14 protein-coding genes are annotated in these 15,113 nt (G+C 34.4%); 10 read left to right on the top strand and 4 right to left on the bottom strand.

All coding sequences use genetic code 11. The features are described 5' to 3' along the window. Positions 1 to 140 precede the first annotated feature (140 nt). The 4 genes from KO493_RS08695 to KO493_RS08710 form a co-directional block, all read right to left on the bottom strand. Positions 141 to 1,670: a NupC/NupG family nucleoside CNT transporter gene (locus tag KO493_RS08695; protein ID WP_216067547.1), complete on the bottom strand. Its 1,530-nt coding sequence runs from the start codon at positions 1,668 to 1,670 to the stop codon at positions 141 to 143. Between the two features lie 16 nt (positions 1,671 to 1,686). Then, on the bottom strand, positions 1,687 to 2,304 hold the full coding sequence (locus tag KO493_RS08700; protein ID WP_216067548.1) for a bifunctional nuclease family protein: 618 nt from the start codon (positions 2,302 to 2,304) through the stop codon (positions 1,687 to 1,689). A gap of 116 nt (positions 2,305 to 2,420) precedes the next feature. Further along, positions 2,421 to 3,380 (bottom strand): electron transfer flavoprotein subunit alpha/FixB family protein, encoded by a 960-nt coding sequence (locus tag KO493_RS08705; RefSeq protein WP_216067549.1) that lies wholly within the window; start codon positions 3,378 to 3,380, stop codon positions 2,421 to 2,423. A gap of 115 nt (positions 3,381 to 3,495) precedes the next feature. Further along, the gene (locus KO493_RS08710) at positions 3,496 to 4,242 is read right to left on the bottom strand and encodes an electron transfer flavoprotein subunit beta/FixA family protein (RefSeq protein WP_216067550.1); all 747 of its coding nucleotides are present in this window, start codon (positions 4,240 to 4,242) and stop codon (positions 3,496 to 3,498) included. Positions 4,243 to 4,643: 401 nt separating this feature from the next. Here KO493_RS08710 and KO493_RS08715 point away from each other — a divergent pair, with 401 nt between their 5' ends. From KO493_RS08715 to KO493_RS08760, 10 genes are all read left to right on the top strand, one after another. Beyond that, positions 4,644 to 5,621 (top strand): pyruvate dehydrogenase complex E1 component subunit beta, encoded by a 978-nt coding sequence (locus KO493_RS08715; RefSeq protein ID WP_216067551.1) that lies wholly within the window; start codon positions 4,644 to 4,646, stop codon positions 5,619 to 5,621. A gap of 64 nt (positions 5,622 to 5,685) precedes the next feature. Then, positions 5,686 to 8,187 carry a DUF5686 and carboxypeptidase-like regulatory domain-containing protein gene (locus KO493_RS08720; protein ID WP_216067552.1) on the top strand — a complete coding sequence of 834 codons (2,502 nt, stop codon included), beginning with the start codon at positions 5,686 to 5,688 and terminating at the stop codon, positions 8,185 to 8,187. Between the two features lie 146 nt (positions 8,188 to 8,333). Next, a complete protein-coding gene (locus tag KO493_RS08725) occupies positions 8,334 to 8,804 on the top strand; it encodes a PAAR domain-containing protein (protein ID WP_216067553.1) in 471 nt (156 codons plus the stop codon). A gap of 11 nt (positions 8,805 to 8,815) precedes the next feature. After that, positions 8,816 to 11,563 carry a hypothetical protein gene (locus tag KO493_RS08730; RefSeq protein WP_216067554.1) on the top strand — a complete coding sequence of 916 codons (2,748 nt, stop codon included), beginning with the start codon at positions 8,816 to 8,818 and terminating at the stop codon, positions 11,561 to 11,563. A gap of 10 nt (positions 11,564 to 11,573) precedes the next feature. Continuing rightward, entirely contained in the window at positions 11,574 to 12,047 is a 474-nt protein-coding gene (locus tag KO493_RS08735) for a hypothetical protein (protein WP_216067555.1), read from the top strand. A gap of 27 nt (positions 12,048 to 12,074) precedes the next feature. After that, positions 12,075 to 12,554, top strand: a complete 480-nt coding sequence (locus tag KO493_RS08740) for a hypothetical protein (RefSeq protein ID WP_216067556.1) — start codon at positions 12,075 to 12,077, stop codon at positions 12,552 to 12,554. A 43-nt stretch (positions 12,555 to 12,597) separates the two neighbouring features. After that, the gene (locus KO493_RS08745; RefSeq protein WP_216067557.1) at positions 12,598 to 13,320 is read left to right on the top strand and encodes a hypothetical protein; all 723 of its coding nucleotides are present in this window, start codon (positions 12,598 to 12,600) and stop codon (positions 13,318 to 13,320) included. A gap of 31 nt (positions 13,321 to 13,351) precedes the next feature. Next, positions 13,352 to 13,531, top strand: coding sequence for a hypothetical protein (locus tag KO493_RS08750; RefSeq protein WP_216067558.1), 180 nt, complete (start codon positions 13,352 to 13,354; stop codon positions 13,529 to 13,531). A gap of 71 nt (positions 13,532 to 13,602) precedes the next feature. Next, positions 13,603 to 14,157, top strand: a complete 555-nt coding sequence (locus tag KO493_RS08755) for an REP-associated tyrosine transposase (RefSeq protein WP_216067559.1) — start codon at positions 13,603 to 13,605, stop codon at positions 14,155 to 14,157. A 109-nt stretch (positions 14,158 to 14,266) separates the two neighbouring features. After that, positions 14,267 to 15,046, top strand: a complete 780-nt coding sequence (locus KO493_RS08760; RefSeq protein WP_216067560.1) for an immunity 49 family protein — start codon at positions 14,267 to 14,269, stop codon at positions 15,044 to 15,046. Positions 15,047 to 15,113 lie beyond the last annotated feature (67 nt).

Here is a 15,113-nt window from a genome sequence, read left to right on the forward strand (position 1 = left end):
AAGCAAGGTAATTGGTTGATATATGGTAGTGTAAATATTAAAAGTTATTAACCAGTAGCACGTTGCTTTTTTTGTAATCTAGTTTAGGCGAGATGTTTTACGGTTTCGAGCTATGAGATTCCTGCTTTCGCAGGAATAGATTACCCAATAATCATCCCTGCAATGGTAGCCGATATTAAAGAAGCAATGGTCCCACCAATTAATGCTTTCATACCAAATTTAGATAATGTTTTTCTTTGTCCTGGGGCTAGAGAACCAATACCACCAATTTGAATACCTATGGAAGCAAAATTGGCAAATCCGCAAAGCATGTAAGTCGCCATAATCACCGATTTTTCATAATTAAGGTGAACGGCGTTGGCTGTATTTTTTAATTCCCCTAGTTGAATATAACCTACAAATTCACTAGCGGCAAGTTTGATACCCAGAAGTTGCCCCATCATCATAACATCTTCTTTAGCTACACCTATAAGCCACATGAGTGGTGAAAATACAGTGCCCAAAATGGCTTCTAAAGACAAAGCTTGGTACGGTGAGTTTAGGCTAACCCATTGATTGAAACCACCTATACTTCCTACCTTTAAAAGGCCGTAATTAATCATAGCAATAAAAGCCACAAAAACCAATAGCATGGCAGCAACGTTTACGGCGAGTTTAAAACCTTCGGTGGTTCCTATAGCAATAGCGTCAAGAATATTATCACCTATTTTTTGTTTAGATACTGCTACTTCTGTATTGACAGTCTCAGTTTGTGGATATAAAATTTTAGAAATCACGATAGCCCCAGGAGCAGCCATGACGGAAGCTGCTAATAAATGTTTTGCGAAAAATTCACGCATTACCATATCATCGCCTCCTAAAAATTGAATGTAAGCAGCTAATACACCTCCGGCAACTGTTGCCATACCTCCAATCATGACCAAAAGCATTTCAGATTTATTCATCTTTTCTAAGTAAGCTTTAATCATTAGCGGAGCCTCTGTTTGTCCTAAAAAGATGTTCCCAGCAACACTTAAACTTTCGGCGCCAGAAATGCCTAAAAGTTTTGATAATAACCAAGCCATGGCCTTAACTACTTTTTGAATAACACCAAGGTAAAACAAAACCGATGTCAGGGCTGAAAAGAATATTATGGTAGGTAAAATGGTTACGGCAAAATTGATAAGCGGACTCTCAATCGTTCCAGAAATAAAGGACTGAAATAGGAATTCTGTTCCCGCTTCTGTAAACGTTAAAATTTTATTGAAGGCTTTACCGAGATATTTGAAAAGGTTTTGAATGAAAGGCACTTTTAAAACGCCTATAGCAATAATAAGTTGAAATGCTAATCCAATAGTAACCGTTTTCCAATTGATGGCTTTTCTATTACTGCTGAATAAAAAAGCGATTAGAATTAAGGAAAGCATACCAAGAATACCACGCCATAAACTATTTATGGAAAAGCCTTCATTAGGGGTAATGCTGCCCAATGTTTCAGTCTTTTTATCTGAAACGACTGTGTTTAGAGTGTTTGGTTGGGTAATTTGATCTTCACGCGTTAAATAAATAGAATCTTTGGCGATCGTAAATTCAGTGGAATCAACGGTTGTGTTGGTTTTTGTTTCTTGTGCAAAACTATTTAAAGTTGAAAATAAACTCATTGCCACAATACACAAAAACAACTTTTTCATATTCTAAAAATATTGGTTATTCACGTTTCGAGATTTCATCTCTAATATGCGCTGCTTTTTCGTAGTCTTCGGTGGCAACGGCTTCTTCTAATAATTTTTGAAGTTCTTCTAAGTTTTTGCCTTTGTACGTATCGTGTTGCTCATCAGGTTCCATTTCATTGGCAACCAATTCGTCTAATAGAACGCTGTCTTCTTGGTCTTCATCCTCTTTTTTAGGATTCACTTTAAGATAAATACCAGCTTTATCAAGAATATTTTTATAGGTAAAAATAGGCGCTTGAAAACGAAGCGCTAAAGCAATAGCATCGCTGGTTCTTGCGTCTATAATTTCTTCAATTTTATCGCGTTCACAAATTAAACTGGAGTAGAAAACACCGTCTACAAGCTTATGAATAATTACTTGTTTGACAACAATATCAAAACGATCGGCAAAGTTTTTAAACAAATCGTGAGTAAGAGGTCTTGGTGGGCTAATTTCTTTTTCTAAAGCTATGGCAATAGATTGTGCTTCGAAAGCGCCAATCACGATAGGGAGTTTTCTGTCGCCATCTACTTCATTTAAAATTAACGCGTAGGCGCCATTCTGTGTTTGGCTATAGGATATCCCTTTGATATTTAATCTTACTAAACTCATATATTTAAAACGTAAAAAACCGCTTAATTTAGAACTTAACCATCTGTATATTCAGATATGGTATAAAATGCTAAATTAAGCAGTTCTTTAGGACTACACAATTTATAAAAAATAAATTATTGTTGTGCTTTAAAAGCTTTTAATTTTTCGATTAATGCAGGAACGACTTCAAAAGCATCACCTACAACACCGTAATCGGCAGCCTTAAAGAAAGGTGCTTCAGGGTCTGTATTAATAACAACTTTTGTTTTAGAAGCACTAACTCCGGCTAAATGTTGAATAGCTCCTGAAATACCTATGGCGATGTATAAATTTGACGCAACAGGCTTTCCTGTTTGGCCTACATGCTCGCCGTGAGGGCGCCATCCTAAGTCTGAAACTGGTTTCGAGCAAGCAGTTGCTGCACCTAAAACCTCGGCTAATTCTTCAATCATTCCCCAGTTTTCAGGACCTTTTAATCCACGACCTCCAGAGACAACAATTTCAGCATCTGCGATAGTTACTTTATCTGTAGCTTTATCAACAGATTCAATATTTACAGTTGAATTTGGAACCTCTGGCGAAAAGTCTTCCGCGGAAGCGCTACCACTATTTTCAACCAATCCGAAGGCATTATTAGAAACTCCTATAATTTTTATATCGGTATTAATTTGAGTAGACTCAAAGGCTTTATTAGTGAAGGCCGTACGTTTTACTGTAAACGGACTTGTGTTTGAAGGCGCTTCAACAACATTTGAAGCATAACCCGCTGATAACCCTACGGCCAAAAGCGGCGCTAAATATTTGCTGTCGGCGCTAGAACTTAGTACAACAACTTTCGTGCTTTCTTTTTCCGCTGCTTGTTTAATAACAGAAGCATAGCTGTTGGCGTTAAATTTGTCTAATGCGGTGTTTGTTACATTTAATACCTTATCTACACCATAAGTACTTAATGTCGAGGTGTCGTTTGCGTTTATAGCGATTGCTGTAACGGTTGTTCCTAATTGATTAGCTACGGCTTTTGCATAGGAAGCAACCTCGAAAGCTGCTTTTTTAAATGTGCCTTGTTCTGATTCTGTATATACTAAAACGGACATAATAAATTTCTTTTTTCATTTCCACGAAAGTGAAAATCTCGTTAATGAGTTTTTGTTTTTAACGGAAACCTCCGTAATCATTTCCCCTTCCATGGAGGGGCTAGGGGAGGCTTTCCTATATTACCTTAGCTTCGTTGTGAAGTAAGTTAACTAATTCGTCTAAGTTACCAGCATCAACTAAAGTAACGGCACCTTTTGGAGCGGGCTTTTCAAAGGCCACAGATGTTGTTTCTGCTTCAGAGGTTACAGGTTCAACGATGGTTAATGGCTTTTTACGAGCCATCATAATCCCTCTCATATTAGGAATGCGTAAGTCGCTTTCTTCAACTAAACCTTTTTGGCTTCCAATCACCAATGGTAGTGCTGTAGAAACGGTTTCTTTCCCACCGTCAATTTCTCTTATCGCTTTCGCGGAATTGCCATCAACTTCTAAACCAATACAGTTGTTTACAAAATTAGCTTCAGTTAACCCTGCAACCATGCCAGGAACCATACCACCATTATAATCGATAGATTCTCTACCAGCAATAATTAAATCGTATGCACCCGCTTTAGCCACATTGGCCAATTGTTTTGCTACTGAAAAACCATCGGTAGCTGGTACATTTACACGAATTGCTTCGTCTGCACCTATGGCAAGAGCTTTGCGTAAAGTAGGCTCGGTTTCTGCGGTTCCAACATTAACAACGGTAACGTTTGCTCCTTGTTTTTCTTTAAACCACATGGCTCGGGTTAATCCAAATTCATCATTTGGATTAATTACAAATTGAACACCGTTGGAATCAAATTTCGTGTTATCTTCAGTGAAATTAATCTTTGAAGTAGTGTCTGGAACATGACTTATACACACTAATATTTTCATTTGTATAATTTTTATAATGATTAAATCATATGTAAAACCTTTAAAAATGTTGTTAAGAAACATACATTAGTAAGGTATTCATCTTAATTTTAAGTAAAATCGTCTGAAATTTTCAGGAGACGAAGTTAATTATTTTATTCGTAAAAATTACTATGCACGCATAGTAATTTTGTAAATAATTAATGATAAATATTACAAATTCATAATGCTCATGAGCGCTTACTTAGTAAGATTAAAGCAGTTGGTTTTATATCGGTGAATTATTTCTTTTTCCGCATAAATAGGGGGTTTTTAGTATAAACATGATAAAAAAAAATGATTACTTAATTTTCATCTGTTATTTTATGGTAGACTTTTAGCAATAATTGTTATTTTTGCTACTCGAATAAAAATAAACTTTAATGAAGACAATTCAATTTAGAGAAGCTATTTGCGAAGCCATGAGCGAAGAAATGCGCAGAGATGAGAGCGTTTACCTAATGGGAGAGGAAGTAGCGGAGTATAATGGTGCTTACAAAGCATCGAAAGGCATGTTAGACGAATTTGGTGCTAAACGTGTTATTGATACACCAATTGCAGAACTTGGTTTTGCAGGTATCGCGATTGGTTCTACAATGACAGGTAATAGACCGATTGTAGAATATATGACTTTTAACTTTTCATTGGTTGGAATTGATCAAATTATAAATAATGCAGCGAAAATCAGACAAATGTCTGGTGGACAGTTTAAATGCCCGATTGTATTTCGTGGGCCAACAGCCTCTGCTGGGCAATTAGGAGCAACACACTCACAAGCTTTTGAAAACTGGTTTGCTAATACACCTGGTTTAAAAGTAGTTGTGCCTTCAAACCCTTACGATGCTAAAGGTTTATTAAAGGCTTCTATTCGTGATGATGATCCGGTTATTTTTATGGAAAGTGAGCAAATGTATGGTGATAAAGGTGAAGTTCCAGAAGGAGAATACATTATCCCATTAGGCGTTGCTGAAACTAAACGTGAAGGAACAGATGTCACTATCGTTTCTTTTGGTAAAATCATTAAAGAAGCTTACAAAGCAGCAGACGAATTGGAGAAGGAAGGTATTTCTTGTGAAATTATCGACTTACGTACGGTACGTCCAATGGATAGAAAAGCGATTGTAGAATCGGTTAAGAAAACCAACAGATTGGTTATTTTAGAAGAAGCATGGCCGTTTGGTAGTGTAGCTACTGAAATCACTTACCTAGTGCAATCTGAAGCATTTGATTATTTAGATGCTCCAATTATTAAAATAAACACAGCAGATACACCTGCACCGTACTCTCCAGTATTATTGGAAGAATGGTTACCTAACAAAGATGAGGTAATTAAAGCAGTGAAAAAGGTGATGTACAAATAAATCGTAACTTTTTTACGTTATATAAACTTCATCAACATTCTATGTTGATGAAGTTTTTTTTATTATGAATATAAGATTCTCACTTGTTTTATTTCTTATTAATTTTTGTGCGGTCTTTGCACAAACAAAAGTGAGTGGTTATGTTTTTGATGAAAATGATGAGCCCGTTTCTTTTGCAAATGTGATTTTTAAAGGCTCTACGAATGGCACGATTACCAATGAAGAAGGGCGATTTTACTTAGAGTCTGATGAGGCTTGGCCCGAGCTTACCGTGTCTTTTATTGGCTACGAAACCTTAACGGTGCCCTTGCAAAAAAAAATTAACTACGATTTAAAGTTTACCCTTGTTGAAGTGGCCTCTCAGTTAAATGAGGTTTTGATCGTGTCGGGTAAACAACCAAAAAAAAATAATCCGGCCATAGATTTATTACGAAAAATATGGGAGCATAAACGGAGCAATGGTTTAAAACAATTTAAACAATATCAGTACGATAAATACGAGAAATTAGAATTTGATATTAACACGATAGATAGTACACTTATAAATAGTAAACTATTTAAAGGTATGGAATTCATTTTTGAAGAAGTAGATACCTCTAAAGTAACTGGAAAAACCTACTTGCCTATATTCGTTAATGAGGCGGCAACGAAGGTGTATGGTGATAATGTGATTAATAAAAGTAAAGAAATCTTACAGGGTAATAAAAACTCTGGGTTTAGTGATAACCAAAGTATGATTGATTTTGTTAAAGACTTGTATGCTGATATAAATGTCTATGATAATTTTCTTAAATTTTTTGATAAAAGTTTTGTGAGCCCCTTATCACGAACAGGTATCAATACCTATAATTATGTGCTAGCCGATAGTGCCCTTATTGATGATAAATGGTGTTACAATATTATTTATTATCCACGACGAAAAAATGAACTCACTTTTAAAGGTGATTTTTGGGTGGCCGATACGACTTATGCGATTAAGGAAATTAATATGCAGGCCTCAAAAAGCGCGAATATAAACTGGGTTAAGGAGATTTATATTGAGCAAGAATTTGAGGTGTTAAACGATTCCTTATTTCTTGTAAAACGTGATTATATGATGTCTGACTTTGCTCCAAACAAGAAGGAGAAGTCGCGAGGACTTTATGGTAAGCGCACCACCCTCTTTAATAATTATGAATTTAATATAGAAAGAGATAAAAAGTTTTACGAGAAAGAAGTAAACTTTTATGATAAGAATGCTTATAACCGTGATGATGCCTTCTGGGAAGAAAATCGCATGGAAAAGTTAAGCGATGATGAAAAAGGGGTCTATAAAATGTTGGACACCTTAAAAACGGTTAAAAAGTTTAAAAACCTATATAGTACTGGAACAGTTTTAGCCTCGGGGTATTACGAGTTTAATACCTTGCCTTTAGATTATGGTCCCGTTTTTTCTTCCTTTGGTTATAATGAAGTTGAAGGTGTGCGTTTACGTGCCGGTGGTCGTACCTATTTTGGAAGAAATGATTTATGGCGTATTGAAGGTTTTATGGCTTATGGATTTAGAGATGATAAGGTGAAATACGGCATCTCTGGAAAATGGCTTTTGGATAAGAAAACAAGATTGATTATTGCCGGAGGAAATCGTCGTGACATAGAACAGATTGGGGCAAGCTTAACGAATTCTACCGATGTTTTAGGTCGAAGTTTTGCCTCGTCAGGGATTTTTACAACTGCAGCAAATGATAAGCTTACGAATATAAATTTAACGACATTATCTTTTCAGTTTGAGCCTTTGAAAAATTTAATATTTAGGCTTGGTGGTAGTTATCGAACTTTAGAATCGGCGTCAGATACTTTTAGTCTTGATTATTATGACGAGAATTCACCAACAGGAGTGTCTTCGGAAATAAAACAATACGAATCGGAGCTATTAATGTCTTTTTTTCCGAATAGAAAAATGACAGGTTTCGGGGTAGAACGGTCTCCTGCGAATAGTGATTATGCTCAAATATATGCTCTGATAAGTAAAGGGTTGAAAGGAAGATTTAACGATAATTTTGATTATACGAAACTTCAGTTTAGGTATGTGCAACCATGGCAAGTTGGAGGGTTTGGAAGGCTTTTTACCACCATTGAAGCTGGAAAAACTTTTGGAAAAGTACCTCTAGGTTTGTTAAGTGTTATTCCGGGTAATCAAAGTTATTTCTCTATTTATAACACCTTCTCTCAAATCGATTTTTACGAGTTTGTTACCGATACCTATGCTTCTGTGCATGTGGAGCATAATTTTAACGGACGCCTATTCTCTAGGATTCCAGTTATTAAGAAGTTTAATTTAAGAGCCATAGCTGGCTTTAGAACCGTTATGGGTAGTATTTCTCAAGAAAATATAGATTTAAACGCTTCTGGTTTAACCTATGTAGCACCCTCTCAGGACCCTTATTACGAGTATAGTTTTGGTATTGGAAATATTTTTAAGGTTTTTCGTATCGATTTCAACTTTAGAGGGAATTATCTCGATGAAGTTAAAAACCCTAATGCGCGTCCTTTTGGGATTACTGGGGCTTTTGGTTTTAGTTTTTAGTTTTTTTCTGCTTTTAAGACTTCTATAAATATAACAGTAATAGACAATAACGAGTAATTTTTACTTAAAAAAGAAAGTTAAATCGTACAAATAAAAAGAATAATACTTACATTTGATGCTTCTCAAATCTATTAAGTCTATTCTATATGTCAGGAAAACCTGCAGCGACTTTAGGAAGTCATCATACTTGTCCCATGTGCAGTGGCACCACGCCACATGTGGGAGGTCCTATTATTAAAGGAGAAGTTAACGTGTTGTTTAATGGTAAGCCTGTTGCAACTATGGGTAGTATGTGTACTTGCAATGGCGGTCCAGATACGGTAATCACAGGAAATCCATCGGTGCTAGTAAATGGTAAACCCATTGCTTGTTTGGGAGATTCTACTGCTCACGGTGGTGTTATTGTAACCGGTGAACCTAATATTATGGTAGGTAGCAGTGCTTCAAAACCAACAGAAGCCATGCCTGCTGAAAAAATTCCATTTCCAAAAATCACTACTGTTGATAGAATTAAATCTGTTGTTATTGGTCAGGGTGAAAACTTAAAGGAAGCTCGTGAGAAACAAGAGGAAGCCAAAAAGCATGGTTATCTCATTCAAATTGACTTTAGTGTTTAGATTTTAAGGAAATGAAAGTAGAATACCCCATCGTACCTGCTTACGGAAGCAATCCGAGCGAAATAGAAAAAGAAAAGACCAATGCTCATCATTTTGGGCATAATAATAGAAACGGTTTTTTTCCGCTAGGAATAAATAATTCATGGCACGGCGGCATACACATTGAAGGTTTGGGTACCCAAGTACTCGCCATAGCAGACGGACGAATTATTGCCTACCGTTTTGCGGAAGACTATTTGCTTGAAAAAGATAGTGAAACGGCTAAATATTCCAATGGCTTCATGTTAATGCAGCATGATTTTGAAACTCCAGAGAAAATAAAATTTCGTTTTTATAGTCTGTACATGCACTTGCAGCCTAAAGAGGAGCTGATAGCTAAAAAATACGGCGAAAATATTCCTGATTTGTATGCGAAATATACCGTTAAAACAAATGTGAATTTACGAGAAATTGGATTGAAAATACGTCCTTTTTGTGAAGAAGATAATGATCAGTCACGAGAAACGCATTTTGTGCCTAAAGGAGGCTTGTTGAAAAAAGAACCAGCTGTAGTGCCTTCAGATTGTCATTGGATGAGTTTCGATTATTTTAAAAATAAGTATGTGATTTGTTCTTATAGAGGTGACATATTCTGTGCTTATCGTGGTTGGCTATTGGATTATGACGATGAATTTTATCAAGTGAATCATAAAAAAGCAACCGATGATGATTTTATTAGACCAAATGTAGTTGAAGGCACCATGTTGTTTGACGGGATTGGAGGGAATTATGTAAAGATGGAATCTCAAAATACAGAACTTGAAATTGAATTCACAAAAGATGCCGACTGGTACAAAATTAAGGGCACTCGAAATTATGTTCTATCAAAGGATTGCACTCCGATTACTAAAAAAATAAAGGACGATGTTAAATTTAACTCCGTTGAAAACGTTAATGTACCCATAAGAGCGGGACAGATAATTGGTAACCTTGGTCAATACGATTCTGAAAATCGAAAATCATACAATGCGCTCCATTTAGAGGTGTTTACAGATGATGCTAATCTTTCAGGATTTTTAAATAATAATAAAGATAAAGATCAAACAACTTATGAAGTTGAAAAAGGTAAAACACTCCATGTTGGAAAGCCTTGTGATTTTTTAAAAGCAAATGCCAAAGTCAAAATTTATCAAAGTGATGGGGAATACACACAAATCGGATTTGAAGATGAGACGACGGTCGTGGCTTATACTGTACTTAATGATGAAAATAAAAAAATCAAAACCTATGTCGATGGGGTCAAAGTAAGAAATAATGTTTATACCATTAAAGAGGGCCATTTTGACGAAGTCAATTCAAAACTAAATCATGCGTTGCGGAGTGAGGAGTCTGAAGTCTATTACATAAATAAAACAGGAGCGGACAATGTAGATCGAACCATAGGTTATGGAATGAAATACTCAGGAAAAAAGTTTTGGGTGAAATCTACAAAGGTCACTGGAGACGCTAATGCGTGGATAAGTTTAGGGGCTGATATTGATACTGTATTTGAAAATAAGCCTAGCGGTAATTTCAAAGGTGTTGAAGTGCTGAAAACCTCTAAAATAAGAAAAACAGGCCAAGCGAAAGATAATGCTGGTGAGACTTGGTGGCATATAAAGACTAAGCAGGAAGAAGGTTGGATTAAAAAAAGTGAACTAACAGAAAAGAACCCCTATAAATGGGCAGAGTATGGGTGGAAGGTTTTAGAAAATACTGGTGATCAATATTTTTACATGTTCGGTGAGTTTGTTGAAAAAAGCAGTCCGCATAAATTCATAGAAGACATCTGGGCACAAGCCGATACTGATGGTAATTCTAAACTATCTAATTTTGAGTTGCAGCAGGTCATGCGAAATAAAGAATCCCTAGGTCACGTTAGTAAGTTGATTTGTAAACACGAGAGCGAGTGGAATACCTGGGAAAATATAGATAAATTTGAGGCGGAGCTAAAAGAAATATATAAAAAAGGCATTGATCAAGAAACGGATGCCGAAAGAAAGCAGGAGCTAGAAGTCCAACGTGATGCTAAAATTTATGTGCTTAAAGACAAGATTAAAAACTTAAGTTTTTGGCATGAAATAGAGGAAGGAGATTTGTCTAATACGCAAGCTGAAGATTGTGGAAAGAGAAAGTTTCCTAGAGGATCTAATGTTTATCATTTTCATCCCATTGCTTTTGTGGAGCAGATGAAGATGATAGTGGGGAAAGAAGATGTTGATTTACGTAATGATAATAAGAATTGGCAATCACAATTTGATTCAAAATTTGGAAATAAGAGTAGGCAGAATGTAGCTTGTTGGAGAGCTTGCCGAGTAATTTTGGAAAACTATGGAGTTGATGGCGGAAAGTTAAAAAACAATAAAGCTCTTTATCAAATAGGCGTAGAAAACAATCAAAAGTTGGAGATTAATTCTTCTGTAGCAAAAAAAGGAATGATGTATATTGACTCTCAACTTGAGTCAGGAAAGCCAATTTTGGTTGGTGTTGATCATACATATAAATATAAAGGAGGATTCAATAACGATTTAAGTACGGATCATTTTATTGTAATTGTAGGGAGAGGGGCTGAAGAAAGAGGTGAGTACTACTTGTTTTATGAAGTAGGGACTAAATATAAGGTAAAGGGTGTCAGTAATGAAAATAAATTATTCGTTCAAGGTGATTTTAGTTTGAAAGGAGCTCCTGCTTATAAGGAATCACATGTTTATAAAGTAATTCAAATTAGAGAAAACAAATAAAATTAATAATATGCGATTATATAGAGTTGTAATTTTTATCATATTTTTTTCGTGTAACAAGTTTGATTCAGGAAAGGATGCATTAGAAGGTGCGATTTCTGAGAAGCCTAAGACTGAAACAGTTTCTTATAACGAGAATAGTCAAAAGGTTAGACCGTTTGATATCACACAGACCAAATGGATAGAAATAGAAAAGACAGATTCAAAATTCAAAGTTTTAAACAATGAATGGAAGCGCAGGGTTGAGGTAGGTGAAAATGATATTGTAATTGAATTACAAGAACCATCTACTTATGAACTTAGTCATGTTGAACAAAAAGACAATGAATTTACTTTTTTTATCAAGGGAGCTGATTGGCGTTATCGATTTAGATGGGAGGATAGAGTGAAAAAGATATGTAGGTGGGACTATGTAAATGCCACTAAAATAGACTCGTCTTTTTCGTATTATGCTGTATTAGAAAAATTTGAAAATCAGTTGTAATATTATGGTTTTTGAGAATATCAGAGTATGAAAATTATTAAAATGCTTTTTATTTTATGTTTCATTTTTTCATGTAAGGATGAAACTAAAATCAATAATAAAGTATCCTCAGAAAGTGTCTCACTTGAGTACGTTGTACTTAAAACACACTTAAAAAAAGAATCACTTTTAAACAAAACATATTATCAAGTCACAAAAACAGATTCCATAGATATATTGTATCATTATTGTAACGCAAGTGTTAATACGATTAAAGTTTACAAAGATTCCATTTGGCAAGATTTCGGACAAGAAGATTACTCCATGCTTATAGATGAAGTTAATGTTAATGAGGAAAAAATAAGTTTGATTGGGAAGGAAGAGCAAATAACTCCTGAGAAATTATATGTTTTTGAAATAGAAGAGGAATCAAAAGGCTATTGGAAAATAAATGGTGAAACTTATGTTGATAGCCTTAAAATTGATAAGATAAAGCAATATAATGAGCCTGAATCAGAATGTTTTTAGATGTAAAGGAAATAGGAAAGCGGCTAGATTCTTTTAAAATAATATGAAAAACTATTTACTCATAATGGTATTGGTTTTTGCATTTTCTTGCAAGAATAAAGGACAAATTAAAGAAGGTGAATCAAGCATAAGTGTTGCTCCTGAAATAAATGATTGTTTGGTTATTGACGAGTTGCAACTAAAGGATAATCAATTTAAAGTTGAAGCAGGAGGTTTTAATATAATTTTCAACAATGTATTGTCAACAGACGACCCTAATTTGGATTTTGAGTTAAAAAGTAAGGGGAAAGAGATTACGATTCAAAAGAAATATTTGGAATCAGACTTTTTAGGAGATAATGACTTTTTTATTGAGTCGAATTCAATTGATTCAATAAAGGTGAAATATGTCGTGCAAAGTGATTTCGTTTTTTACGGACAAGAGAAAAAAAGAACGCCTTTGAACATGTCTAGCAGCAAAGAGCATAATTTGTATTGTAATGAGGGTGTTTATAGGCTTGACAAAAATAATCTGGTTGTCAACCCTGAAGTTTTTACTAAAGCTAAAGCAGTTAATAAAAGTTTTTACTTGTCCGTGCTTGAATCAGATTCCTATGGAGAAATTGATAAAACCAATGCTAAAGAGGTGCTGAAAAAATTAAATGAAAATATAGAAATGAGTTTGGAAGACCTTTTTGTTGAATCATCAATTTTAAAAATAACATATCAGTTTGATTATTATATAGGTGATTCTAAAGAAGAAATTAAGCTGATTGTTATCAATTAAGGGAGACCTGGAATTCATCTCAAAAGCAATTATGAAATATGTTATAATCTTAATTTTACCACTTTTTCTCAGTGTTAATTCGTGTAAAGAGCATGGTAATAATAAATCTAAAGATACAAGTGAACTCGATACAGGTAAAGCTGAAGCTGTTGATAAACAAAGTCTGAAAAAAGAGAAAAATAAAAAGAAACCCGATAGCGCGGACTTGTAGTCCGTGCCGTTTCGCACCATACATAAAACGTTAAACCAATACCCCAAGAAAGTTTCTAAAAATAAAAAGAGTTGTCTACAAAATATAAAGCTACAGAAAAGGGCTTCGCCTATTTTATAACCATAACAACAGTAGGTTGGGTAGATGTTTTTACTAGGTTACGGCAAAAGTATGTTATAATAAATGCATTAAAATATTGTCAACAACATAAAGGTTTAGAGATTTATGCTTATTGTATAATGAGCAGTCATATTCACTTACTTTGTAAGGTAGACGAGCTAGCTTTGTTAAGCAATGTTATAAGAGATTTTAAAACATTTACTTCAAAAAAAATTATAGAAACAATCATAGAATATCCAGAAAGCCGAAGAGAATGGCTGTTAGATTATTTTTCTAAAGCATGTGCGCATTTAAAAAGGAATCAGAAATATAAAGTTTGGCAAGATGGTTATCATGCAGAAAAAGTGTATTCAAACAAGTTCATAAAGCAAAAAGTAAATTATATACACAATAATCCAGTTGCAAATAAAATTGTGGAAAAGCCGGAAGATTATTTGTTTAGTTCGGCTCGCAATTATGCAGAGCTGGATAGTGAAATAGGTGTTGATACAATATATTTGTTTTGAGTTCTTAGTGTTGCACGGGCTACAAGTCCGCGTTCATACAAAAATATGCTGTAGCAGTAGATAAGTCCACAGCAGAAATTAACTTTTCAAAACTCGGAAACTTTTAACTATGGATGATTTAATAGACAGGATTAAAAGGTTTGATAAAAGAAAGTCAAAATGGATTAATAATATTCTAAACGACAAGAATAACACTCTTAAAATGTCCTCTAATTTTCATTTTTTGGAACTTAATCTCGCAATATATAAGTTGCTCGACAAGAAAATAAATGAAAGCAAACAACATTTTTATATCGTCTCCATAATTGACAAAATAAGAGTTAGTGAATTTAATAATAGATTGTTTGATTTTGGATTACCTTATGTTTGCTTTCCTATTTTGAGTGATAATGAAAATTTAATTCAACAATATTCAAAATTACGTTACCAAAAAGGGAAGAATGCAGAGTTGTCAATGGATGAAATGGTGTTACAAGGCGAAAGTGCTGTTTGGTGTAATACAGTTCAGTTTTTTATGGCTAATGATTTTAAAGGAGTAGAACGAAATTTAAACATTATAGAAACTTTAACGCTTCCAAAACTACCAAAGAACCAACAAGAATTTAAAATAGATTACGAGTTTTATAAAGCTCTTTTAAATAAAGACAAATCCAAGTGTGAGGAGCTTTTGGAGCAATTGGTTAGCACTAAAATCCATAAAAAGAGAAATGATAACGCAGTTTTAAATAAATATGTTTCTCAACCTGCATTAGGTTATGCAAAATTAGCTTGGAGACAAAGTTTAGAAGTTGAAGTTAATTCTCCACTTATTCCTAAAGAAATATTACCTATTGAACCTTTAGATAATTATGAAATTCCTTATGATTTTTTGAAAGATGAACTGTTTTAGCTGAAATTTAATTATAAAATTCAGTTATCTCTCATGAACAGACAAGCCTCGTCCATTAAAAAGTAAA

Source organism: Pseudotamlana agarivorans (assembly GCF_018860245.1).
Classification (GTDB): domain Bacteria; phylum Bacteroidota; class Bacteroidia; order Flavobacteriales; family Flavobacteriaceae; genus Pseudotamlana; species Pseudotamlana agarivorans_A.

Excerpts from the sequence above, each read along its gene's own strand:
- KO493_RS08715 (WP_216067551.1), top strand. The coding sequence starts at position 4,644 with ATGAAGACAATTCAATTTAGAGAAGCTATTTGCGAAGCCATGAGCGAA.
- KO493_RS08705 (WP_216067549.1), bottom strand. The coding sequence starts at position 3,380 with ATGTCCGTTTTAGTATATACAGAATCAGAACAAGGCACATTTAAAAAA.
- KO493_RS08720 (WP_216067552.1), top strand. The coding sequence starts at position 5,686 with ATGAATATAAGATTCTCACTTGTTTTATTTCTTATTAATTTTTGTGCG.
- KO493_RS08735 (WP_216067555.1), top strand. The coding sequence starts at position 11,574 with ATGCGATTATATAGAGTTGTAATTTTTATCATATTTTTTTCGTGTAAC.
- KO493_RS08700 (WP_216067548.1), bottom strand. The coding sequence starts at position 2,304 with ATGAGTTTAGTAAGATTAAATATCAAAGGGATATCCTATAGCCAAACA.
- KO493_RS08760 (WP_216067560.1), top strand. The coding sequence starts at position 14,267 with ATGGATGATTTAATAGACAGGATTAAAAGGTTTGATAAAAGAAAGTCA.
- KO493_RS08750 (WP_216067558.1), top strand. The coding sequence starts at position 13,352 with ATGAAATATGTTATAATCTTAATTTTACCACTTTTTCTCAGTGTTAAT.
- KO493_RS08730 (WP_216067554.1), top strand. The coding sequence starts at position 8,816 with ATGAAAGTAGAATACCCCATCGTACCTGCTTACGGAAGCAATCCGAGC.
- KO493_RS08695 (WP_216067547.1), bottom strand. The coding sequence starts at position 1,670 with ATGAAAAAGTTGTTTTTGTGTATTGTGGCAATGAGTTTATTTTCAACT.
- KO493_RS08725 (WP_216067553.1), top strand. The coding sequence starts at position 8,334 with ATGTCAGGAAAACCTGCAGCGACTTTAGGAAGTCATCATACTTGTCCC.
- KO493_RS08740 (WP_216067556.1), top strand. The coding sequence starts at position 12,075 with ATGAAAATTATTAAAATGCTTTTTATTTTATGTTTCATTTTTTCATGT.
- KO493_RS08710 (WP_216067550.1), bottom strand. The coding sequence starts at position 4,242 with ATGAAAATATTAGTGTGTATAAGTCATGTTCCAGACACTACTTCAAAG.
- KO493_RS08745 (WP_216067557.1), top strand. The coding sequence starts at position 12,598 with ATGAAAAACTATTTACTCATAATGGTATTGGTTTTTGCATTTTCTTGC.